We start from the raw sequence: 24,706 nt of genomic DNA, 5'->3' as shown, positions 1-24,706 counted from the left end.
GGACGAACGTATGAGTCAATATGTACAAATCGGAAATTTGAACGTGGACCAAGCCTTGTATGAATTCATTGTTTCTGAAGCTCTTCCGGAGAGTGGTGTGGCAAACGAACAATTTTGGAGTGATTTTGAAGACCTGCTGGATGAATTGACGCCCGCCAACCGATCGTTGCTGGAAGAACGCGAAACCATTCAAAACCAGCTGGATACGTGGTACAAGGACCATCCAACAGGCTATGAATTTGCAGAATATAAAGGGTTTCTCGAGAAAATCGGATACCTTGAACCGAAAGTGGAAGACTTCAAGGTCACGACGGAAAATGTCGATCACGAAATCGCTCACCAAGCGGGTCCCCAACTAGTTGTCCCTGTAGATAATGCCCGTTATGCCTTGAATGCAGCCAATGCAAGGTTTGGAAGTCTATATGATGCGTTGTATGGAACAGATGTCATCAGTGATGCGGATGGAGCGGAGCAGGGAAGCCGTTACAACCCGGTAAGAGGGGAGAAAGTCGTCACTTATGCCAAGGAATTTTTGGATCGGGTCGCCCCTTTGACCGCATCCTCGCACAAAGATGTGGTTACATACAAGGTTACGGGGGGAGAACTGAGCGTAACACTCAGCGATGGTTCAGAAAGGACATTGGTTGAGCCTGAGAAATTCAAAGGTTACCATGGTGTTCCTGAAGATCCTTCAGCGATCCTGCTTGAAAATCACGGGCTCCATTTAGAGATCCAACTGAACCGAGAGCACCCGATTGGAAAAGATGATCCGGCAGGGGTGAAAGATGTTCTGGTAGAATCTGCGACAACGACGATCATGGATTGTGAGGATTCCGTCGCAGCCGTCGATGCCGAGGATAAGGTGCTCGTCTATAGAAATTTGCTCGGGCTCATGAAAGGTGACTTGACAGCATCCTTCAACAAAGGAGGCAAGGAAGTGACACGTCACCTCCAACCTGACCGACGTTACACAACCCCTGAAGGTGGCGAAAGGGTGCTCAAAGGTCGTTCACTGATGTTCATCCGCAATGTCGGCCACTTGATGACAACCCCTGCGATTTTGGACAAAAACGGAGACGAAGTGCCGGAAGGGATCGTCGATGGTGTCGTGACCTCTCTCTTAGGTAAACATGACCTGCTTCAAAATGGGAGATACCAGAACTCCGTTGAAGGGTCGATCTACATTGTCAAACCGAAAATGCACGGTTCAAAAGAAGTTGCTTTTGCAAATACACTCTTCAACAAGATTGAAGATATGCTCGGCCTGGATCGCCATACCATTAAAATCGGGGTGATGGATGAAGAGCGCCGGACGACGCTTAATCTGAAGAACTGCATTCATGAAGTAAAAGAACGGATCGTCTTCATCAATACCGGCTTCCTTGACCGGACAGGGGATGAAATCCATACCTCCATGGAAGCGGGAGCGATGATTCGAAAACAGGAAATGAAAACATCCACCTGGCTGCAGGCGTATGAACAGTCCAATGTCAATGTAGGAATCGAAACCGGACTGATCGGCAAAGCTCAAATCGGAAAAGGCATGTGGGCGATGCCTGAGTTGATGCATAACATGATGGAGCAAAAAGGGAGTCAATTGAAAGCGGGAGCGAATACAGCCTGGGTACCATCTCCAACTGCAGCCTCCCTCCATGCGCTTCATTACCATGAAATCAATGTGAAAGCGATACAGGAAAAGATCCTTGAGAATATCACAGACAACATCGATGACATTCTCCAAGTGCCTGCCGCCTCATCGAAGAATTGGAGTGAGCAGGAAATCCAGCAAGAACTCGAAAACAATGCCCAGGGAATCCTCGGTTATGTCGTACGCTGGGTGAACCATGGCGTCGGTTGTTCCAAAGTCCCTGATATCAACAACATCGGCTTGATGGAAGACCGCGCGACACTAAGAATATCAAGCCAGCATATGTCCAACTGGCTGCATCACGGGATTGTCACCGAAGAACAAGTGGGACAAACGTTGAGAAAAATGGCGAAGGTCGTAGATGAACAAAACGCTCATGATCCAGAGTATAGACCAATGGCACCCGATTACGATCAATCGATTGCTTATCAGGCAGCCAGAGACCTGATTTTTGATGGGACCAAACAGCCGAACGGTTATACCGAACCGATTTTGCATAAGCGGAGAAGAGAGCTGAAGGAAAAAGTTTATATCAAATGAGAAGGAAAAGCTTAAGGCTATTTACAGCCTTAAGCTTTTTTTAGTGAACATGCTTGATTCCACCACACTAAAGAGAGTAAAGAACTATTTATCCGTGAGAGAAGCATTTTATATTGGCTTTTTGTAAATATTAGAGGTTGAATACAGGAGGTGAAGGAATGAAAATCAAAGGACCGATTTTATTAGGCATATTAATTGCAGCTGTTTTGAACGGTTGCGCTGGCAACGAACCAAATGAACCGGAAGATGTGAATTACCAACCAACACGCTATGACCAGGACGATCAAAGAAACCGTTTGGACAGAAATAACGGCGAGGATACAAGGCCTGACGTTGATTATCCGATCATCGATAGAGAGGATCAGGAGATCGAGTTTGGTGACCGGGAAATTGATCTTGAGGAACCTTTTGAAGAAAATAACAATAAGGACGATAACCGGGAAATGGATGAATAAAAGCATCGATCCGCCTTTGAAAAAGCCCCTGGCCTCTGCCAGGGATTATCTTGTTCTGTTGTATTTAGATTAATATCCGTTGTCATTTTTATCTCAAAAATCTCTACCTCTTCACTGAATTCCACAAGTCTTCCTTTAAAATACAGCGGCTTCGGCTGAGGGGCTGCATGAACATATATACTTGATCGTTCCGCACCTGTTTCTCCATCTTTTTTGCGTATTTTTAGCACGTTCATTATAAAAGATTGCCATCAATAAACCCCTGGGTATTGTCATTTACGAGACCTTCATTTACCAGTTTACTTCTAATGCGCGTGTGGTAACATATACATAAATAGAACAAACGTTCGTATTTATGTTAAGGAAGTGATGATCAATGAATGGAGTATTGAGAAGGGCTCTAGAGGAGAAGCAACAACTTGAACTCATCTACATGGCCGACAAAGGGAAGATCTCACAGCGGGTCATCCGCGTTGTATCCATCAAAAAGGAAAAGATTCTGGCTTATTGTTATACCCGGAAGACGGTCCGGTCATTTAAGCTTGCCAATATTTTGTCTGTAACCCCTTATAAAAAGTGGGAGAAGTATAAGAAAACGCCTTGAAATCCAGCCATGGAAATATGATAAAGGTATGGTTGCTTTAGCCGGGACTATAGGAGATCCATTTGGATAGTATAGAGCTGCAACATAATAAGTGTAAAAAAGAACCACAGAAATAGTGGTTCTTTAGTCTTTCATGGATCCTGCCTCACGCGATGTCATGGCGCCTACCCCTGCGCTTACATCCTTCTGAATTTCCTGCTTTACTTTTTGTGGATCTCTTCCGGAACGAGCCGGGTTCATCGCTGATTTCGGATTCTCAATTCTTCCTTTTTTGACTTCAGTTGCTCCCTTTGGCGGGTTCTTTGCCATAATCAATCACCTCCATACCTGTAGGTTTAGCCATAATCCAAATATTAATCGGATTTAAAAGTTCCTGGCTCCAAGGCGTAACCCCGGAAAAGTGATTAACCCTGACGTCGTTAAAGTATTAAAGAGGCAAGGGGGGCGTTTTTTCCATATCTAGGGATTAATCAGTTTCGAGATATTATCCTGAACAAAATGACCTTCAATATACATCATTCTTTACAATGTTGAGTTATTGGAGGCTTTTTAAATAAAAAATTTCACTGCTATTTAGTGAAAGTGCCTGCCCTCGATGCGTTAAAGTGTTAACCAGCAGGGTCAGGCACTTTTTTTAATCAACAATTCTGCAATCACCATTCTTGAAGAGAGAAAGAGAATAAAATAAGAGTAATGATTACTATTTACAAATCGTAATGGTTACGATAAAATCAAGTCTGCAAGTAAAGGAGGAGAGCAGATGTTTAAGAAATTTTTAGCATTATTTAGTTTATGTTTCGTTATCTTTACCATGGCTGCATGTAATGGGGAAGAGGCAAGCAGTAATGGTAGTGAAGAAGAATCTGAGGATTCAACAGAAGAGCTGAAGGTGTTCACAACGGTTTATCCTCTTCAATTTTTCACAGAACAAATCGCTGGAGATCTAGCTTCAGTAGAATCTACCCTGCCACCGGGAACCGACCCACATACTTATGAACCAACGACGAAAGAAATGATCGAAATCGCTGAATCCGATGCTTTCATATATAACGGTGCAGGATTAGAGCCTTATGCGAAGAAAATCTCTGAATCTATCGAGTCGGAAGATGTTAAAATCCTTGAAGCATCCAAAGGAATCGATTTAAAAGATCACAGCCATAACCATGGCGAAGAAGATAGCCATGACGACCATGCCGACGAAGAAGGTAGTCATGACGAACATGCAGATGGTGAAGGTAGTCACGAAGGGGAACATGAGGGGCACAATCATGGCGACCAAGACCCGCACGTGTGGCTGGATCCGATTCGATCTATTGAAATGGCCGAACATATTAAAGAGACACTGGTTGAAATAAACCCAGAGCAGGAAGAAGTACTTAATGAAAACTTTGAGAAGCTGAAAGAAGAACTTGAACGTTTAGACGAACAGTTCCATACGAAGTTGGAAAGCCTGCCTGGGAATAAGATTATCGTATCCCATGCCGCCTATGGATATTGGGAAGAAAATTACGGAATAGAACAGGTGGCGGTGTCTGGACTAAGCCCAGCGAATGAACCTTCACAGAAGGACCTGGAAAATATCGTGAAAACGGCTGAAGAAAATGGCTTGGACCATGTACTTTTCGAACAGAATGTAACCCCTAAAGTAGCCGAAGTTGTACGCCAGGAAATCAATGCCGAGACGTTACGCATCCATAACTTATCTGTTTTAACGGAAGAAGATATCGAAAATGATGAGGATTACTTCAGCCTCATGAAGCGTAACTTAGAAGTCCTTTCAACCGCTTTAGCGAATCCTTCAGCCGCTTCAGACAACGCGGACGAATCGGAGGAGCACGATCATGACCACAGCCATGAACATGGGCATGACGAAGAAGCGGAGAAAATTTATGAAGGCTACTTTGAAGACAGCCAGGTGGAGGACCGGAAGCTTTCCGATTGGGAAGGGAACTGGCAGTCGGTGTACCAGCACCATCAAGACGGAACGCTTGATGAAGTCTATGCTCATAAAGCAGAAGACGGGGACAAGACAGCGGAAGAATACAAGGAATATTATGAGCAGGGGTATAAGACAGATGTGAATCGCATTGATATCCACGGAAAGACCGTCACTTTTTATGAAGATGGAGAAGAACGATCCGGGGACTATGTCTCGGATGGGTACGAAATCTTAACTTACGAAGCAGGTAATAGAGGGGTAAGATATATCTTCAAACTGGAGGAAGAAGCGGAAGGTCTTCCGAAGTATATTCAGTTTAGTGACCACAGTATCTATCCAACAGAAGCGGATCACTATCATCTTTACTGGGGTGATGACCGTGAGGCTTTGCTTGAGGAAGTGACGCACTGGCCGACCTACTATCCATTAGATATAGATGGACAGGAGATTGCCCATGAAATGATGGCCCATTAACTTTCTTTACGGGTTAAGAAAATGCTGGCTGTTTAATATAAGAAAGGTGAAGGTTGGCCACGGTCTTCAGTTTCCTATACCTTTGGTTTTGGACATAGAAATTAATCCATAAGGGTGGTCAGGGATTCTTTTTATAAATAACACCAATCTGGAGGATGGAGAAAGATAAACATGAAACAAACTCAAAAAACGATTGATATTACACGTAAAAGTGATTTCAACATGCCCGTTAAATGGAGAAGGAAATTACAGATAGAAGACGGAATGAGAGTCGTGTTTAAGGTCGAGAATAATGATATCGTTATCAAGCCCGCTTCCAACAAAACCCTTGATGTGATGAGCACGGTGGGTAGAAAAGGGCTGATCTACCTTCCGAAAGAAATCCGTACCTACTTTGAACAAAAAGGATTGAAAAGCTTCCATATTGACATAGAAGAAGTAGAGAAGGCGATGATCCTGACACCTCTGGAAGAATAGGGCAGGGCTCATGCCTTTTTCATACTTTGTGATAACGAAAAGAGCGAACCATTCTGCTGTGGTTCGCTCTTTTGTTATGTAGTGGGTCCATCCTCTCCGAAAAGATGGTCGAATGGATGATAAAAAAATTCTCCAACTCGATGATGCTTCTGTATTTTTTATTGTGTCCACCAATGTCCAAGGGGCCTATGATCATTGTTCTGACTGAACACCCACCTTCATCCTTAAATTTGAAGTCCTCAAATCGAATGAGGCCTTTGACTTAATTTCAGAAAAAGCCATGACCATACGTATATTTTTCATTTTCAACTAATAGAGTGGATTAAATAGTAACAATTACTATTTGATGATTGGAGGAGGATGTTGTTCATGCCTATACCAACTTATATGTTAAGTGGTTTCTTAGGAAGTGGAAAAACCACCGTATTATTAAAAATGATAGAAGAATGCGAGAGGAAGAACCAACGGGTCGGGGTGATTTTGAATGAACTCGGAGAAGTGAATATAGAAAAACCTCTCTTTCAGAAACAAAACGTGAAAGAACTATTAAATGGCTGCATATGCTGTACTATCAAGAAAGATTTAGAGACGACGCTGAATGAATTGATAGAGGAGGCGCAAAAGAATAAACTGGATCTTTTAATCATTGAAGGCACGGGCGTTTCCAATCCTCTCGAAGTGAAGAAAGTATTAGAGAATCCTATGTATTCGTCTCATTTCCGTTTGTATTCGATGATTAGTTTGATAGACTCAAGTACCTTTTTAGAGTATCAGAGTGTATTTTCAAGTACTGCGGACATACGGAAACTGCTGGAAGAACAGATCACCAGTGCCGACCTCATTCTATTAAATAAACAGGACCTGACCAAAGGGAAGACGTTAAATAAAACCATCAGGATAATCAAGGGACTTGTAGGGGAGTCCGTCCCGATCTTTCAGACATCCTATGGGCGTATTCCATCTCTGGAGTTATGGAAGAAGCGAATACAACCTTCGATCCACTCTTCAGCGGAAAAGAGAGAAGAGGAAGATCATTCCCATCACCACTCCGGGTTGCGTGCCGTGAAGATTGAGCCCGTACCAAAGATGAAGAAACGAGAGTTGGAGAGTTGGTTGAGCCACTTACCTAAAACCATTTTAAGAGGAAAAGGAGTTGTGAACCTTGAAGGTCATGAAGGCCTTTATTCCTTTCAATTTTCCTCCAATATGCTTGAGTTTGAAAAGATCCAACATCCGGCAGGTATACATCCTGCTATCATTTTGATTGGTGATCAGCTCCAGCGAACAGAACTCATGCACAGCTTCAACCGGTTAGGAAAGGTCTGAATTGGTGAAGCAGCTAAGACGATGCAGAATGGATGCTCGAAGATAAAGGTAGAACGAGAAAAAGTACGGGATAGGAGGAAGCTATGACTTTCAGGCTTTACAACACCGTATTGGATGTGACAGCCGTTTTAGCTTTTGTTATTGTTGCTTACTTTGTTACGTATAGTCAATGGCTTGGAAAGAGTGCTTCCATGATTCTTCCCGGTTCTTTCAACCAGCTGAACACGATCTTTCTCAGTCTCATCATTGAGGCCATTCCTTTTGTACTCATTGGCGTTCTCATTGCCGGGTGCATTCAAATGTTTATTACAGAAGAACATGTGAAGCGGTGGATCCCGCAAAATAAGTACCGGGCGATTCTGATGGGCTGCCTGGTAGGATCTGTTTTTCCCGCCTGTGAATGCGGAATCGTGCCCATCGTCCGGCGATTAGTTGCAAAAGGAGTACCTTTGCACGCGAGTATCGGATTTCTTCTGACAGGACCATTAATCAACCCGATTGTCATTTTATCGACGTATATGGCCTTTGGAAATGATATAAGAATGGCAGGTTTACGGATGGGAGTGGGTTTTGTTGCGGCGCTTCTGATCGCCCTCTTGATCAGCACTTTATTCAAGTCGAACCAGCTCAAACACTCGGTTTCCGGTTTGTATGGCTCTGAAACGCTCCCGCAATCAGAGGTATCGTTCATGAAGAAGCTTAAGGGTATGTGTATTCATTCCATTGACGAATTCTTTGATATGGGAAAGTACTTGATCATTGGTGCTTTCGTTGCTGCCTTTGTGCAAACCTATGTACAAGCCCAGTCCCTCTTTTTGTTCGGAGAAGGGTTGATGGGGGCGACGATCGTCATGATGGGACTGGCTTTCTTTTTATCCTTATGTTCGGAAGCGGACGCTTTTATCGGAGCTTCCTTTAGTAGTCTGTTTCCATCCGGCGCAGTTTTAGCCTTTTTAATCTACGGACCTATGATTGATTTGAAAAATACCATCATGCTGCTGAGTGTGTTTAAATCCAGGTTTGTGTTTACATTATTCCTTTCCATCACGGTCATTGTTTTCGTATGTACGATCACTATATCTATGGTGGGCAGGTGAGTAGGCGGTGCGCTTTCACTTTTATCAATTCCTAAAACTAATCCTATTAGCCGCCTTTGCATTTTTTCTTATCCAATTGCACCATACCGGGGAAATCGTGAAATTGATCAACCCCAAATATGTCCTGATGAGTCAGGTGGCCGCAGGTGTGATCATTCTCCTGTTTTTCGTCCAGTTAGGAAGGGTATGGCAGGGAAATGACGACGAACATGCCTCCTGCGCTCCCGGGTGCACCGAGGACCACGATCACAAGCAGTCGTATGTAAAGAGGTGTGTGAGTTACCTTGTTCTCCTTTTTCCCTTATGTACAGGGTTTGGACTTGACCTCACCTCATTGGATGCAACGATAGCCAAAAATAAAGGTTCCCTTCTCCCACAAGGAGAAAATGCTAATCAAGAGGATTCATCATCGAAACCACCGACTCTCGATGAGAACAAGCCGATTCCCAATACCAACTATTTGACGGATGAGGAATATGAACAGAAAATGGGCCTTCTCAACGATGAAGTGATTGAAATGAACGAGGATATTTTCGCTTCGTATTATCATGAAATAGAAGAAAATCTCCATCAATATAAAGGGAAAACAATTCAAATGAAAGGTTTTGTGTACAAAGAGGAAGGATTGGATCCCAATCAGCTCGTAGTGGCAAGGTTCCTGATCACCCATTGTGTCGCCGATGCCAGGGTGATTGGATGGTTGAGTGAATCTGACCAGGCCGTCAATTTTAGTGAGGATACGTGGGTGGAAGTACGTGGTGAGATCGATGTTGGAGAGTATAATGGTGTCGAACTTCCAATCATTCAGATAAAAGAAATCAATCCTATCCCTGAGCCGACCAATCCTTACGTTTTCCCTATTTTGACGAAAGTTCTTTGATGTCAGTTGTGACAAACCATTTCAAAAAAAATAAAAAACTTTCAAATTCATAGACACCAAACACACACTTCCTTCGATTATAGAATTGAGGAAGTGTTTTTCTATGCACAAATCCTCCATCTTTCCATAAGAATAGGAGAATCGAAATGAACTATATCAAAGCGATCAACGCCTTCTATGATCACCAGGAATTCAACCCTCTAACTTCTGCCGCCATCAACCTTTGGCACAGCCTCATGCATGTGAACAACAAATCCCGTTGGAAAGAAGAATTCTCGGCTTCGATGACCGTGCTTTGTCTGAAATCCAACTTGAGTGAAAGCAGCATTCGGAAAGCACGCAAGGAACTCGTGGAGAAAGGGTATGTGACGTTCACTTCGAGATCAGGCAACCAGGCTCCCATTTACCGGATCCTCCCTTTATATGAAGAAATGGACAATGAGAACGACAGTGTGGAGGAGAACAGTGGCGGCAAGTCGAACGGCAACGATAGCGGCAACTCGAACACATTAAGTAAACAAAACGAAACGAAAGAAAAAGAAGAAATAGTAGAAAAGCCAGCCGACAATCCCCACCATTTTTACGAAAACAACATCGGGACGCTGTCACCGTTCATCGCAGAAAAAATCAGCCAGTGGTGTGATGAGATGTCGGATAAGCTCGTCATCCAATCGATGAAGCTTGCGGTGGAGAGCAACAAGCCTTTCTTCAGCTATTGTGAAGGCATTCTGAAACAGTGGCAACAAGCGGGCGTCCGCACTTTGAGAGGAGCGGAACGAGCGCAGAAGGCTCACAAGAAAAAGAGGACCACTTCGAAGCATGAGAAAAACAAATCACTGTTCGATAAGTTGAGAGAGGAGGTGCAGGCATGAAAAGAGATGAAGCCATCGAAGTGCTCGAGACGATCAGTGAACTATATCCGCAGAAATTCGATATCACCGAGCGTGTCGCGAATATGCTGATTCCGAAGCTTTTGGAAATGGATTATAGAGGGGTGATGGCCAAGCTTTCCGATTTTGCCGTCCGGAGTCCTTTCCCGCCGACCGTCGGAGAAATCGCTGTCTATCAACCGGAGGAAAACCGTCACTTGGAGCAGATGAAAGTGTGGGAAGCAGAAGCAGCGGAAGTATCTGATGAGATCCGCCAGCGGTTCATGGACAAGCTCCGAACGCTCGCAGAGGAGAAGTCCCATGAGTCATAATCTACAGACAGAACAGGCCGTGTTAGGTATTTTTCTCGTAGAAGGGGAGAAAATCAAGCAGACAACGCTCGCGCCTGAGCATTTCTCCCGACACGACCATCGACGCATTTTCTTGGCAATGCAGCAGGTGGACAACAACGGAACGCCGGTGGATATGGTGACGGTAACCACGAGCCTCGGGGAAGAGATTGCCCAGGTGGGGGGAGTGAGCTACTTGCTCGGGCTGGCTGAATCCGTCCCGACGACCGAGAACTTCCACTTCTATGAAAAACTCCTCGTCGAATCCTACACGAACCAGCAAATGAGACAATCGGCGATCAAGTACATCGAAAATCCTAGTACTGATGCGCTGCTTGGCTTGAAGCAGCAGCTTCATCTCATGGATCAGGACCCGGAAGCGGATGAGCAGACGGTGAAAGAGCAACTCAGTGACATTGCCATGGAGATGATTTCCTCCCCCGTACAGACGGGTTTAGCCACAGGATTCGAAGACTATGACAAAATGACCGGAGGCGCGCAGCGTGGCGATTTGATCATCGTCGCAGCCCGCCCCTCGATGGGGAAGACAGCCTTCGCCTTGAATATCGCCATGAACCATTGCAAGAACGGAGGAACCGTCGACCTGTTCAGTTTGGAAATGGGATCCAAGCAGCTGCTACAGCGGATGATTTCATCTGAAGCACGCATCGACGGTCAGAAGTGGCGCTCGATGTGTTTTTCCGCCGAAGACTACAAACGATCCTTCCACGCCATTGGCGAAATCGCCGAGTGGAACCTGTCCATACACGAGCGCCAACAAACAATCCAGGACATCACGACAAAAATCAGATCCTCGGTAGTATCCGACCCCAATCAAGATCACCTCATTATCATCGATTACTTGCAGCTGATGAACGTCAAAGGCCGCTATGAACGCCGCGACCTCGAAGTCGGCGCCATCACCCGCGAATTGAAACTCCTCGCCCGTGAACTCAACATCCCGATCATCCTCCTCTCACAACTCTCCCGAAGCGTCGAACAGCGTCAAGACAAACGCCCGATGATGTCTGACTTGAGGGAATCCGGAAATATCGAACAGGACGCCGATGTTATTAGCTTCTTGTACCGCGATGACTATTATTCGCAGGAAGGAAGTGATGTGGTGGAGGTGATTTTGAGGAAGCAGAGGAATGGTCCGGTGGGGACGGTGATGTTGGGGTTTGAAAGAGAGTTCGGGCGGTTTGCGTGATTTGGATTCGATGAGTCATAAAATGAAACGTCTAGTAATGTTCAGATGACCGGTTGTACTTCGAGAAGAATACATCCTCCGTTCAATCCTTCACGGTTCTATACATATCAAGAAAACTCCATTTATTCCGGCTGCTTCCTGTATTATACTGGAAGGAGATTCGAAATAGGGGAGGCCGTATCATGGAATTGAACAACAACACACGACTACTCAAACTGAGGGATATCCTTTTCGAAGAGACGGATGAACATCATGAACTGAGCATCCAGGAAATCTGTGAAAAACTGAAGCTTTACTTCGGACCTGATGCGAAATTCGATGCCCGTACGCTCAAGCGTGATATGGAAGTACTCGAAGATGCGGGAATAGAAATTATCCGCAATACCGGACGTTTCGGTAAGGTGTATTACAGCTATCAGGACCGCGTCTTCGAGACCTATCAGCTGCGGCTCATCAATGACGCCATCCTATCCGCGAAGTTCATCACAGAAAAAGAGAAGAAGGATCTGATCGAGCGGAACAAACAGCTCACAAGTAGACATATCGCAAAGACACTCCCGGATCCGCTCCTGTATTCCCAGTCTGCGAATGACGATTATGAACTCGTCAAATTGAGCATCGATAATGTGCACAGGGCGATCTCAGAACAGAAGGTATTGCATTACCAGTACGGAAAATACAACATGGACAAGGAATTCGAATACCACCGGAACGGCGATACATATCATGTAGAACCTTATGCGCTCATCTGGCAGAACGATTTCTATTATCTGATCGGAAGGTTCCGCGGAAACGGGGAAATGCGCCACTACCGTTTGGATCGGATGCGGAACATCGAAATATCGGAAGAACGTTTCAAGCGGAAGCAGGACTTTTTAGTAAAAGAATACGTCGACCAAAGCTTCCACATGTTCGCAGGGGAAGAGACATGGATCAAAATCGAATTCGATGCAAGCCTACTGAACGTCGTCCTCGACCGTTTCGGAAAAGACGCCTCAATAAAGGCAATCAGTGACGACCGGTTCATCCTTTCGACGAAGGCGAAAATGAGCATCGGACTCATTGGCTGGATCCTCACCTGGGGACACAAAGCGAAAGTCGTCTCACCAGAATCCCTCGTCGCTCAAGTGAAAGAAGAAGTGCAAAAGATGTCCAAGCAGTATGAATAGAGAACGTGTGTTGGGAGTGCAAATTTTTGATCACCCCATCCGTTATCCTTGAGTTAACACAAATCAAGGAGGAACAAACATATGGCAAAACAAAAGAAAAGCTTCATCAAAAAATGGTGGTTCTGGGGAGTCGTAATCCTCGTAGTCTTCGCAGCAGCACAAGGCGGAGGAGAAGAACAGGACCAGGCAGAAGCAGAACCGGAAGGAACTCCAGTCGAGGAAGTGGAAGCGGCCAGCACAGAAGCCGAAGAGACCTCAACGGAAGAAAACGAAGCATCAGCTGAAGAGGAAACCGAAGAACCTATAGTGGAAGAGACGGAAGAAGAAGTACCGGCAGAAAATGACACCGTAAAAGTCTCTACAGGCATGCACGAAGTCGGAACGGATATCGAACCAGGCCTCTATAAATCAGAAGGATCCGTCTACTACTGGGAACGCCTCGCCGGATTCAGCGGTGAATTCGACGACATCATCGCAAACGGCAACCCACAAGGCCAAGAATACGTTGAAGTGAAAGAATCCGACACCGCCTTCAGCACTCAGGGTACAGGCAGCTGGACGTTGATTGATGACACCTATGCTCCGGAAACACAAACGAGTTTCGGTGATGGCACGTACCTGGTTGGAAAAGACATCGAACCCGGCACGTACAAGAGTGAGAGTGGTGGAGGCTACTGGGCTCGTTTGAGCGGGTTCAGTGGAGAGCTTGATACCATCATCGCGAATGATAATCCTGGTGGTTCTTCGATTGTAGAGATTCAAGAATCTGACCGTGGTTTCCAAACGTGGGGGAATGGTGAATGGACGAAGGTAGAGTGAAGTTAAAGGAGGCCATCTGAGCCTCCTTTTTCCATTAATTGATAGATGATAGAATGTAAATAAGCATATTACAATTGAATGACATAGGTTACATAAATGTTAATTTACTAATCATTCAATAAAAAAGAATAGTTGTGATTTATCAGTTGTTCATGGATGATCATCAGGGAATATCTCGGAGTTGCTGTTCAGTCTTTCGTTCATTAGTTTGAAATCGAAGTGCCTGTAATGTCGCCAGAAACACTGAGCGATATTGTGGGCACTTTTTCATTTATATAAATGGGGGTCATGTAATGATTTTTGAAACTGAAGGAATGTTGCTTGAGTACACTGAAGGCATTGTAGGTAGAACTTTCCGCGAAATAGATAAAACAGGTATTTTGGAAGGTAAGAACAGTGATAAAGGAAGGTTGGGTAAGGCGGTCGAAGAGGGCTTTTATGGATATGAATTGAACAGTAATCCAGAAGCTGATTTCGATAACCTGGGGATAGAGCTGAAGGTTTCGGGTTTCAATAGGTTGAAAGACGGTTCATGGTCAGCGAAAGAACGCTTATCTTTGAGCATGATCAATTACAATGAAATCATCCATGAGGAATTCGAGTTCAGTAAACTGATTGCGAAAAATAAGAAGATATTGATCATTTGGTATGAATACGTCAAGGGAGTAGAATATGCTGATTTCGTTATCAGAGACTACCAGATATACGATATGACGAAAGATGAAAAAATCATAGAGAATGACTTCAATACTATCAAACAAAAAGTCATTGAAGGCGAGGCCCATAAATTGTCAGAAGGTGATTCGGTAATCCTCGGCGCAGCAACAAAAGGCCAGAAAGGTCAGAAGGCTGGTCAGCCCAATTCCCATGTCCTGGCCCCTACGAGAGCATTTTCATTGAAAAATTCATTCTTCAGGGGAATACTCAGGGATCATCTGAAGGGTGTTACATATCACCATAGGAACCTTGAGTTTGTCACCCCTGAAAGTTACGTATGGAACAGAATCACCCGATTCAGAGGGATGAGCCAATTAGAAATCCTAGAATCGCTGACCGGTCGGGATGTCAGTGAAAAAGTACCGAAGCAAATCGGGAAAATGGTCTCTGACGCTTTGATAGGTAAAGATAAAGATTTGGCTGACAGACATGAAGTCTTCAGCAAATCCACGTATATGATCAAGAACATTCCAGTGAAAAATGGGACGATTCCTATGGAAAAGGCAACCTTCAGCACATTGAAATTCGAGGATTTCTCGACCGACTGGGAAGAATCCGAATGGAAGACGTTCTTCGAAGAGGTGACTTTCCTATATATAACTTGGGTAGGTCAAAAAGACGGAGTGAAGTTGAAAAATGGAGAAAGGCTGTTGGATCGAGTATATAAAATTACATTCACAGAGGATGAAGTAGAAAGTTTCAGAAAAACGTACGACTTGATAAAGAAGGCGATAGAACAAAGGGATATCAGTTTCTTACCGAAGTCATCCTCTGAAATCTCGAATGGTCTGGACCTTGTGATATCCACCAAAAGCAATAAAGGTGGGGTATATGAAAGGTTCTTTGAAGATAAAAAGGAAAATTGTTTCATGTTGAATAAAGATTTCATAAAGAGAAAATTGGAAGACGCAACTAGGGAATGATAAGTCCTATTGAGTAGGGCCTCCCGTTTTTCATCTTGATGTCGAATTTTTGTTACAATGATTCTTAGGAATGTTAATAAATATATTGAAATGGAAGTTCTTCAGGACAACAGAATGAGGTGTAGGCATATATGATAAAGCAGAATCATGCTTTCCAGTTCTTGACTCATGTTTCAGATTCATGGGCACGAATGGGTGAAAGTATTGAAAGATCGATTTATAAAGATAAAGAAACGGCGATATTCAAGTCCAGGAAGCTTGCTGAACTAGTGCTGGAAGAAATCCTGATAAATGAAGAAATAGATGTGCCTGATCGGACAACTGCAGCCGAAAAAATGAGCAGGCTGTATCATATGGGTATCATCACAGATGATGTCAATAAATCTTTCCATAGAGTGAGAAGAAGAGGAAATCAGGCGGTCCATGAATTGAGGGAGCTCCCGATGATGGATGCGTTGAAGGTCCATAAGAGCCTTTATGAAATCTGTGCCTGGTATGTGGAAACATATGGACCGTTGGATGCAGATATACCTGGTTACCAAGATCCTGAACCGGAAGATGATGAACAGAGGATGTATGAAATGATGAAAAAGCATTTCAATGATTTCCTCAGTAAAGGATCCACCAAAGAAGAAACGGAAAGTGGAGTTGAGGAAGACTCCGTTTCATCAGAAGGTCCATACAAAAAGTATTATGGTAGCCATCTTCTATATCAGTTGAATAAATTACGCGAATCATCCCAAGAAGCGATTGAAGGGTATCAATCTTTGAGTTCTTTTAAAAAGTATCTCCATATAAAACGTCCTATCCAGGAAGAGTTGGAAGAGAAGCTCGAAAATGCCTCGTCTACAGATCAATCACAGTTAGTCTTTCTATGCGGTAGTGTAGGAGATGGGAAATCGCACCTGCTTGCATACTTGCAGTCGACATATCCGGACTTGATGGACAATTTCGAGATTTATAACGATGCTACAGAGAGTTTCGATCCGAAAAAAGATTCACTCGATACTCTAGCGGACTCCCTGACCCCCTTTGATGATGAACATATCCATACGAGTTCGAAGAAAATGGTTTTGGCTATAAATCTCGGCGTGTTGCACAACTTTTTGGAAACCGATTACGCAAAGGACAGGTACAAAATCCTCAAGACATTCATCGGAGAAGCGAAAGTCTTTGATGAGACTTCCATCAACCGTGAGGTGGAACATGAGAATTTCAGTCTCGTGAGCTTCGGAGATTATCATGAATTCGAGTTGACCGAAAATGGGCCTGTATCTCCATATATAGAAACAATGCTCGAGAAAATCGTGGCAGAAACAGAGGATAACCCTTTCCATAAGGCATACTTGAAGGACCTGAAAAATGATTGGAATCATCCGATACTCATGAACTATAAGTTCCTGAAAGCGGAAAGTGTCCGTACATCTATCATCAGAATCCTTATAGAAACCATCATGAAAGATAAAGTCATCATCTCTACCCGTACTTTATTGAACTTCATATACGACATTCTGGTACCTACATTCGTCGAGGACATAGATTCTTCGGACATGTTCGATATGATTCCTTATCTCCTTCCTGCTTTGCTGTTCGAAGGGGAACAAAGGTCTACGTTGTTGAAGGCCGTATCAAACCAGGACCCGATTCACTACCGCAGTCAAGAAGTGGATGAGAAGATAATAGGGCTTCACAACACGAACAACTTGGGAGCCTTCATGAGGAGCACTATAACGGATCCCTTTGCAGAAGAATGGATCGATATGATTTCTGACGAACCTATGCACTTCATTGACAGTAAATCATCCAAAAAGAGCATAGGGGAGATGTTCATCAGATGCTCGTTCTTATTCCGATCCACTTTGAATTCATCATTCAAAGACGTCGTCTACGATAAATATACGAGTTACCTCTATGCTTTCAATAGCGGAGATATGCAAAAACTCAGTGACATGTATTACGAAGTCCAGAATTCCATTTTCCTATGGAAAGGTTCACCTCAGAAGAATTACATTTATCTTGACGATGAGATGGAGAATATGAGGATTGCTGAAGAATTGAAACCGAGGAAAAGCGACGTCTTCACTATTGAAAAAAGGGAAGGGACGTTGAAGCGATTCCTCATGTATGTAGTCCTCGGGTACAGAGTCGGGTCTGAGACGATTCCAGTAGACATCGATTATCCATTGTTCAAGACATTGAGCAAGGTTCGTGAAGGATATAGATTGAGCAAAAAAGACAAAGAGGACTCTATCAAGTTCGAGGAGTTCATCGACAAATTACTGCCGCTTGGCAACCAGAAAGAAGAAATCCTCATCCAGGATCATGAAGAAGGCCTGAAATTCTTATTGGAATACGAAGGCTACGGTGAGTATTCATTCAGCAGGGAGTCGTGATTCATTTGGAAAGATTGGAAGAGTTGAGAAAATCGCTGAGAGTAAAAGGCGAAGGCGAAAAGAAAGAATTATCACACATCATAAATAAAAGGGCCCACATGCTACCGTTCCAAACACGTAACCCCGAACGTGCCAAATTCAAGAACGGATTCCTTCCGGTCATCGGCCAATTCGTAAGATACGCGGATTCAAAGAAGCTGGGAGCCGATATCGACAATAGGGAAGTCATACAGAATATAAAAGACAAAGTCCGTATGGATGAGTCCGATGCTCCACACTTCGAAAAAGTGCTGGAGAAATTCTTGTTGCAATCAGAGAATTTCAGGATATTGCATCCTTTCATGTTATCCTATGTTCCTCTATCCGATTCGCAAGAAGCTACCGGAGAAAAGAATATCGCTTTATATATGCATAATGCTCTTTTGAAGGGAGATGAATCGGTCTTCCATGATATTCTGCATGGCTCAGAGAAAGGGCATGTGCTTACGAAACTGGTCCGGGATCATATGCCTGAATTGGAAAAGGAAGCAGCTCAGAACAATTATCCTCAGCCACTGGATTTCATCAGTGGATACTTCAAGGAAGACTTGCTGTTCTTGGCAAGACATGAAGAGTATTTCCTGCAACACATCGAGCTTTTCCTTGCCTATTATTATTTCTTTTCAATCTCGCAACTGACATTGAAATTGAACCAATTTGACAAGGCTGAAGATGATCGACCTACTGATTTATACTATAACCTCGATTGGGAAGCTTCCAGCAGGAACAGAGCTGCATATAAGAGAGGGTATTCCCAAGTGAAGGAATCAGCGAGGAATCTCCTGGTCCATATCAACACTCTTGAACATCTGAATTTCATTTTCGATGTGAAAAACCAGGATTACTTGAGGTTGTTGACCACTTTCGAAAACAAGGACGAAAATGAGCGGAAAGAGGTAATAAGCGCTTTGCGCCATTGGATCAAGGAATATTCTTCTATCGCTATGAAAGAAGAGGTAAGTGTCCAGGATGATATGACAGTCAATGACTTGATGAGGGAATTGTTCAAAACCATCAAAAAAGTTTATGGACAATCCACTCGTGCCGGTACAGAGTCGAGGTACGCATTGGGTATCGAGGAAATCGGAAAAAGATACTTCCTCAAAACTAGGGGAGCCCTTGGACATACTTTGAATGTGACCCAGGACTTTTTATTGCTGATGGCAGCATTGGTAGTGAAAGATGAGAAAATCTCCTTGAAAAAAATGTTCAAAGAACTGGAGAAAAGAGGTCTGTTCTTTGATAGACAATCTCAAGAAGAGATACAGGAGATGTTCGACAAACTTAATCTAATAGAGAAGAAGAGTGATAGTGGTGATGCTCAATATGTCAAACCGATTTTATGATTATCTTACAGGTAACTTGAAGGACTTCTTCAAAAGGCAGAATCTAGAAGGTGGCGAAAGGTTTTATCTGCAACTCGAAGAAGAACCTGAGGTTGCTGATTTTTTCAATAGCCTTTCCCAGTCAGAGTTCAGTCATGAATTCAAGTACCAACATGAGCATGGCGAATTGTACCGTACGATAGCTCTCCACATAGATGGTGTCAGGATTGTGGTAGCGGCTACGATCGATGAAGTGAAACCCGATTTCCTCGTCACTTTGAGGAATAATGTAAGTGAACAAAAAGGGGAATGGGAACGTACAGCTTTGCTCAGTATCTGTCATGAAACGCTTGACAGTATCCGAGGCGGGAGCAGCGACTTACAAAGAGAAGGCATGCCTTTCCATGTGAAGTCGATAGCCAATAAATTGAAAAGTGACTTGGAAAAGGATACTACCTTATCGGTTCAAGAAAAAGAGGTCCTTCATTTCCATTTGGACAGGAAACTCAAAGATTCTCTCCTCCAGCCGTCAATCTGGGATTATGAAGAAGTTCTGAGCCTACTCCATAAAGGTCGTATCGACAGGGAGGATTTCAACAGTCTTTCCCTTTTCCCTGATAATCTCATACACCAAGAACCTAACATGAAACGGAACGAAGTCAGAAAGCGTTTGGATGACAACTCGAGCCTGTTCGAGCGCGTACAAAGAATACATGAATACGGAAATGAAGAAACAGAACTGGAAAAAGTCTTTGATGATAAGATTGCAGCGAGTTTGAAAAAAGAGAGTTGGCAGAATACAGAATTCAAGCCGATCATTGATTCTTATTCTCAACGGAAGTCCAAAACCCTCAATTATAAGGACACTGAAACTAAGAAATTGAACAAAGATGTTTCTTATTGGGAAAAACCTTTGTCAGAAACGAAAGCGGGCAACAGGAAGAGGCATATCATCATTTTCGCTTCACCTGAGGAATCCAAAGTGGAAATGTCATTCGAATTCGACGATTATCTGTCCAAAAATTATGTAGATAACAAGAATAAAGACAAAGAAGCTCAAGCGAATGCCAGCGGAAAGAAATTCAATGTCAAATTACCTGTGTATCCTGATCACGCAGGTTTCTTCAAAATGAGATATAAACACAAAGAGGAAAACAAGTCCACTTATGAATTCATGTTCTGTGTATTGCCTATCTCTGAAAAGACGTTGATAGGGATAGAAACCTCCTATGAAGTCAAGGTCACACAAAGCAAGTCACATATCTCAATCAACTATGAAGGTCAACTTATGAAGCTGGGTGAGGGTGTTGACGTCGTAGAGAGAAATATCACTGAGTCCGGTGAAAGCATCGCATTGGCAGAGGATACGGTTACGAAGCTGGAAGTGGATACTGCTGCTTGGGGTGAAGGACCACTTCCTGTGAATATCATCGTTGATGGAATACAGATACCTATGCAAATCAATGATAAGGAGACCCGCGCAAGGCCGATTCTAGCGAAGAATGTATGGAAGTTGAAGAGGGAGAGAGAGCAATCCTTCCATCTAGTGGAAAACCGTCTCAAACAAGGTACTTTCGAAGCGTATATGCATAATGATTTCAAGGGGAAAGTCGAATTAGAACAGAAGTGGATCCAAGAAGGTATGGCATCAGGAACGATGGAGTTCGGAGAATTACAGGCGATAAGACTGAATTTGCCCCATGATGTAAAGGAAGCATATGATAACCTATTGGATATCATGGATGAAAAAGAATTCCTACCTAGTTTGGGGTATTTGGATGGCGATATCAAAGAAGCGGCTGAGAAGTTCGTCTTCAGTTACCAGAAAGAAATCTCGGAAATCCAAGAACATGTCTTGTTGGACGATTCGCAAAAGGGTCTTATGAATCTGGGCTTCATAAGGAATAAGGAAGACATTTGGATGACTCCTTTCCATCCTCTGAACCTTTCATACCAATTGTATCTGAATGAAATTCTGGGTGCTGAAGAAGTGGATGCGCATATCTTGGACAGATTGCACCCTCAGAACCTTTTACCTTTCATTTATGGACAAGGCGATTCCTTGTATCGCCCTACAATGGAATCGGATACTCCAGAATGGATCGATTATAAGCCTGAGAACCAAGTGACGGTAGGTAATGCGAATGAATTCATGGCCAAGGTGGTCCGTGAAAAAATGAATCAATTCGTCCAGCATTTCGATTACCTTTTCCTGGATGCTTCAAAATCGCCTTTATTGTTGAATATTATACAAATCCATAATGATACGGAAATAGTGAAGGGGGTATTCAATTATTTGAAAGGAAAACTGGAAAAGGATGGACCACATTCCCTTTTCCCTGTCAAATTGGCTTTATATAGGAACACACACTCCATGAGCGCTTTCGAGTCCTTTTCCATCCTTGAGAATCCTGAACAAGTGGAAGAGGAATTCGGGTTATCCCTGAAGTCGAAGGACTATGATAAATCCGACGTCTTACGCCATATAAGAGAGAACATCTCCTATTATAAACTTGAATTGGAAGAGAAGACCAAGTTCGATTATGCCCATATTTCGTTCTTCAAAATGCCTACTCAAGACAGTGATGCCTTGCACAGGGTGGACCAGATAGAGAGCGGGATGTCCTTGGACGGTCTATTATCATCCGTGAATTCGATCGCCAGTGAAGCAGATTACCGTTCCGGTTTCGGTTTGAAGAATAGTCCTGCTGGGTCGAACATTCTGATTGAGACGGCGACTTATGTGAATGAGCTTGCAGCGAATATGAAAAACGAAGCGAGCAATTCCTATAGTAAAAATGAATCCATTGTAATCAGGACGTCTACCCAGGGTTATGCGATGCTCGATGAGATATACAAGTCTTCAGCGTGGGTGACTTTCATCGACCCTGGAGTGGATTTGGAGTTTTTCCAGAAACCTGCCAGCAACTTGTTGGTCATCCATTACAGTGATCAGTACTCCTCATCGGATCGTTACGATGCTATAACAGTGACGGATAAGTCGGATCAATACAAAATGGTCATCGAAGAGTACCTGAAAGAGCATAAAGTACCTGTGAACGCTGAAAGAATCGATTCAGCCATCCAGACATTCAATGCGATAAACGGTGAATGGCTATTGAGGATAATAGGTAGCAAAGGGCAATTCGCCAGAGAAAAAGTGAGTATAATTTCCGCTATGAAATATGCTGAAAGCTTCTTCCATCATGAAAACATCCAATGGATTCCGGTTTCTCTCGAAGAAATCCTGAGGGTCGCCGGGGCAGTCAACTTGACTAAAGGAGACGGGTTGTTTTCGACGTCGAACCTGCAATCCAGAGGGAAACACAGTGATGACGTCTTGTTGATAGGTTTAGAAAAACGGGATGGAAATCTATACGTGCACTTTTATCCTATCGAAGTCAAAATAGGAGGAATCCAGAATAGTAAAGCCCGATTGCAGATCGATCAGACGGCGAAACTGTTTCATAAGCACCTCAGGCAGGATGAGGATGATTCTTTCATCAACAAATTCTATAGGAACTTTTTTGCTCATATCCTGCTGGCTAATGCTAAAAAGCTGCATTCGAATGGTTTATGGGATGATGTCCGGTTCCACTCTGTCGAAGACCTAAAACCCATGTTATTGAATGATGATTTCATCATCGCTGAACATCTGGAAGATTCAATCGGCAAAGGCGCCGTCCTGACTTTCAGAAAAGACCATCATTATCGTTCCGCAGTCAAAGAGGAAGATATCCTGATGCTGACTCTTCTCGAGGATGATGCATATAAAGGAATAGTGACTCCTATAGAAGAAATCAGAGATAAGATGGAAAAAGGATATTTCGATTTGCCGGCAGACAAGTTATTATCAAGCCTTTATACAAGTTGTCCAGAGGATCCTAATCATCAAACGGGGGTGTCATATGAGGAAACCCAGGAAGCGGATGATCATGATCCGATTGAAAGTGGATCTATTGGAACCACCGATGGACAAACTAAAGGAAATGATGACCAAGAGAAAAGTTCGCTTGAAGGTACAACGCCGCCAGAGCAAGATGTACAAAAATATTCGAATGGCACAAGCGATGAGGTTATTCAACAAGGAGATGGGGAGTTAGTGGAACCTGCTCCCAAGTCTGCAGTTGAATTGGAAGACATTCGGATTCCGATAGGTAAAGTGGAAGGTTCTGAAGCGGAAGTCCATTGGGAATTCGGTAATCCAGGCTTGGCGAACAGACACATGTTCACTGTAGGTAGATCCGGCCAAGGGAAAACTTATTTCATCCAATGTATGCTTCTGGAATTGGCCAAGCAAGGGATTTCCAGCATCATCATCGATTATACGGACGGGTACAAAAAGTCACAGCTGGAGGAAGAGTTCAAGGAAGAATTGGGTGATGATCTCGAGCAGTTCATCGTCCGTGCAAAGAAATTCCCTGTGAACCCGTTCAAACGCAATATGAAAATGCTTGATGAAGATATCCATATTCCCGAGGATGATTCCGACGTCGCTGAACGGATTAAGAACGTCATCGGCTCTATCTATGAATCCCTGGGTATCCAACAGCTCAATTCCATCTATCAAGCGGTCATCAAAGGGATGAGGCAGTATGACGAAGAGATGAGTCTGCCGAGGCTCGGAGAGATTCTCGAAGAAGATGGATCGGCCACTGCGAAGACAGCTCTTTCACAGATGAATCTTCTCATCGATAAGAACCCTTTCGATTATGATGAAAAGTTCGATTGGTCATTCCTCGGCCGGGATGAGGGGAAAGTGTTCATCGTCCAATTGACTGGGTATTCGCCGGATGTACAGAACATGATTACCGAATTCATACTATGGGATCTGTGGTACTACAAATTGCAACACGGAAATAAAAACAAACCTTTTCCGATAGTATTGGACGAAATGCAGCGTTTGGATATGAGCGGAGATGCACCGACATCCAAAATATTGACCGAAGGAAGGAAATTCGGTTGGTCTGGTTGGTTCGCTACACAGTTCACCAAAGGTTTTGCTAGTGACCACCTGAGCCGTTTGCAGAATGCCGCACAGAAAATCTATTTCAACCCTACTGAAAATGAAATAAGCAGTATCGCGGCTACATTCTCCCAGGACACACCTTCACGAAAACAATGGGAGGAAAAACTCAAAAACCTTAAAAAGGGACAATGCGTGGTTTATGGACCTGTACTGGGGAAAGATGGTGAACTGAAGGGCTCCATGCCGGTAGTCGTAAATATTTCGTCAATGAAGGAAAGACTATGAATAAGACCGGAAGTCTATCTTCCGGTCTTCTTGATGTCAGTGATAGTGATACCAATCATAGGATGATGTTTGTCCGCCCCAACTGTCTTGACATTTGAGGAAACAGGAGAAGCACTTATATCACAGGTACAGGCTACCATTCCAGTACTCAAAAGAGGAGGGACATCTTGCTTGATGCGATTCTTATGCGGGATACTT

The 24,706-nt window shown here is 43.6% G+C and carries 18 protein-coding genes; 17 read left to right on the top strand and 1 reads right to left on the bottom strand.

Annotated elements, in window-relative coordinates:
- The first annotated feature begins 10 nt into the window (after nt 1–10).
- The 3 genes from ACJA3J_RS12460 to ACJA3J_RS12450 all read left to right on the top strand — a co-directional run bounded on the left by ACJA3J_RS12460 (nt 11) and on the right by ACJA3J_RS12450 (nt 3,247).
- On the top strand, nt 11–2,188 hold the full coding sequence (locus ACJA3J_RS12460) for a malate synthase G (RefSeq protein ID WP_406944183.1): 2,178 nt from the start codon (nt 11–13) through the stop codon (nt 2,186–2,188).
- Between the two features lie 158 nt (nt 2,189–2,346).
- The gene (locus ACJA3J_RS12455; protein ID WP_406944182.1) at nt 2,347–2,643 is read left to right on the top strand and encodes a hypothetical protein; all 297 of its coding nucleotides are present in this window, start codon (nt 2,347–2,349) and stop codon (nt 2,641–2,643) included.
- 376 nt (nt 2,644–3,019) lie between these two features.
- Complete coding sequence (locus ACJA3J_RS12450; RefSeq protein WP_115895079.1) at nt 3,020–3,247, top strand: hypothetical protein; 228 nt, start codon at nt 3,020–3,022, stop codon at nt 3,245–3,247.
- A 123-nt stretch (nt 3,248–3,370) separates the two neighbouring features.
- On the opposite strand, the gene ACJA3J_RS12445 is transcribed toward ACJA3J_RS12450, so the two are convergent.
- Nucleotides 3,371–3,556, bottom strand: a complete 186-nt coding sequence (locus ACJA3J_RS12445; RefSeq protein ID WP_406944181.1) for a hypothetical protein — start codon at nt 3,554–3,556, stop codon at nt 3,371–3,373.
- 451 nt (nt 3,557–4,007) lie between these two features.
- Between ACJA3J_RS12445 and ACJA3J_RS12440 the strand changes: the two genes are divergently transcribed.
- The 14 genes from ACJA3J_RS12440 to dptH all read left to right on the top strand — a co-directional run bounded on the left by ACJA3J_RS12440 (nt 4,008) and on the right by dptH (nt 24,508).
- Nucleotides 4,008–5,660: a metal ABC transporter solute-binding protein, Zn/Mn family gene (locus tag ACJA3J_RS12440; RefSeq protein WP_406944180.1), complete on the top strand. Its 1,653-nt coding sequence runs from the start codon at nt 4,008–4,010 to the stop codon at nt 5,658–5,660.
- A gap of 171 nt (nt 5,661–5,831) precedes the next feature.
- Nucleotides 5,832–6,137, top strand: coding sequence for an AbrB/MazE/SpoVT family DNA-binding domain-containing protein (locus ACJA3J_RS12435; RefSeq protein WP_406944179.1), 306 nt, complete (start codon nt 5,832–5,834; stop codon nt 6,135–6,137).
- A gap of 369 nt (nt 6,138–6,506) precedes the next feature.
- Nucleotides 6,507–7,463: a CobW family GTP-binding protein gene (locus ACJA3J_RS12430; RefSeq protein ID WP_406944178.1), complete on the top strand. Its 957-nt coding sequence runs from the start codon at nt 6,507–6,509 to the stop codon at nt 7,461–7,463.
- Between the two features lie 83 nt (nt 7,464–7,546).
- Nucleotides 7,547–8,560 (top strand): permease, encoded by a 1,014-nt coding sequence (locus tag ACJA3J_RS12425; RefSeq protein WP_406944177.1) that lies wholly within the window; start codon nt 7,547–7,549, stop codon nt 8,558–8,560.
- Nucleotides 8,561–8,567: 7 nt separating this feature from the next.
- Nucleotides 8,568–9,440: a TIGR03943 family putative permease subunit gene (locus tag ACJA3J_RS12420; protein WP_406944176.1), complete on the top strand. Its 873-nt coding sequence runs from the start codon at nt 8,568–8,570 to the stop codon at nt 9,438–9,440.
- Between the two features lie 146 nt (nt 9,441–9,586).
- Nucleotides 9,587–10,312 carry a DnaD domain protein gene (locus tag ACJA3J_RS12415; protein WP_406944175.1) on the top strand — a complete coding sequence of 242 codons (726 nt, stop codon included), beginning with the start codon at nt 9,587–9,589 and terminating at the stop codon, nt 10,310–10,312.
- Nucleotides 10,309–10,641 carry a hypothetical protein gene (locus ACJA3J_RS12410; RefSeq protein WP_406944174.1) on the top strand — a complete coding sequence of 111 codons (333 nt, stop codon included), beginning with the start codon at nt 10,309–10,311 and terminating at the stop codon, nt 10,639–10,641. The genes ACJA3J_RS12415 and ACJA3J_RS12410 overlap by 4 nt, the downstream gene beginning before the upstream one ends.
- Entirely contained in the window at nt 10,631–11,869 is a 1,239-nt protein-coding gene (gene dnaB, locus ACJA3J_RS12405; RefSeq protein WP_406944173.1) for a replicative DNA helicase, read from the top strand. The genes ACJA3J_RS12410 and dnaB overlap by 11 nt, the downstream gene beginning before the upstream one ends.
- 182 nt (nt 11,870–12,051) lie before the next feature.
- Nucleotides 12,052–13,038, top strand: a complete 987-nt coding sequence (locus tag ACJA3J_RS12400) for a helix-turn-helix transcriptional regulator (protein WP_406944172.1) — start codon at nt 12,052–12,054, stop codon at nt 13,036–13,038.
- A gap of 81 nt (nt 13,039–13,119) precedes the next feature.
- Nucleotides 13,120–13,857: a hypothetical protein gene (locus tag ACJA3J_RS12395; RefSeq protein WP_089652246.1), complete on the top strand. Its 738-nt coding sequence runs from the start codon at nt 13,120–13,122 to the stop codon at nt 13,855–13,857.
- 293 nt (nt 13,858–14,150) lie between these two features.
- Nucleotides 14,151–15,497 carry a Sau3AI family type II restriction endonuclease gene (locus tag ACJA3J_RS12390; RefSeq protein WP_089652247.1) on the top strand — a complete coding sequence of 449 codons (1,347 nt, stop codon included), beginning with the start codon at nt 14,151–14,153 and terminating at the stop codon, nt 15,495–15,497.
- A 131-nt stretch (nt 15,498–15,628) separates the two neighbouring features.
- Nucleotides 15,629–17,890 carry a DNA phosphorothioation-dependent restriction protein DptF gene (dptF, locus tag ACJA3J_RS12385; protein WP_406944171.1) on the top strand — a complete coding sequence of 754 codons (2,262 nt, stop codon included), beginning with the start codon at nt 15,629–15,631 and terminating at the stop codon, nt 17,888–17,890.
- 5 nt (nt 17,891–17,895) lie between these two features.
- Complete coding sequence (gene dptG, locus ACJA3J_RS12380) at nt 17,896–19,275, top strand: DNA phosphorothioation-dependent restriction protein DptG (RefSeq protein ID WP_089652249.1); 1,380 nt, start codon at nt 17,896–17,898, stop codon at nt 19,273–19,275.
- On the top strand, nt 19,256–24,508 hold the full coding sequence (gene dptH, locus ACJA3J_RS12375) for a DNA phosphorothioation-dependent restriction protein DptH (RefSeq protein ID WP_406944170.1): 5,253 nt from the start codon (nt 19,256–19,258) through the stop codon (nt 24,506–24,508). The genes dptG and dptH overlap by 20 nt, the downstream gene beginning before the upstream one ends.
- The last annotated feature ends 198 nt before the right edge of the window (nt 24,509–24,706 follow it).

It is taken from the genome of Halobacillus sp. SY10, assembly GCF_045401165.1.
Lineage (GTDB): Bacteria > Bacillota > Bacilli > Bacillales > Halobacillaceae > Halobacillus > Halobacillus aidingensis.
This window is presented reverse-complemented; position numbering and strand designations above follow the sequence as displayed.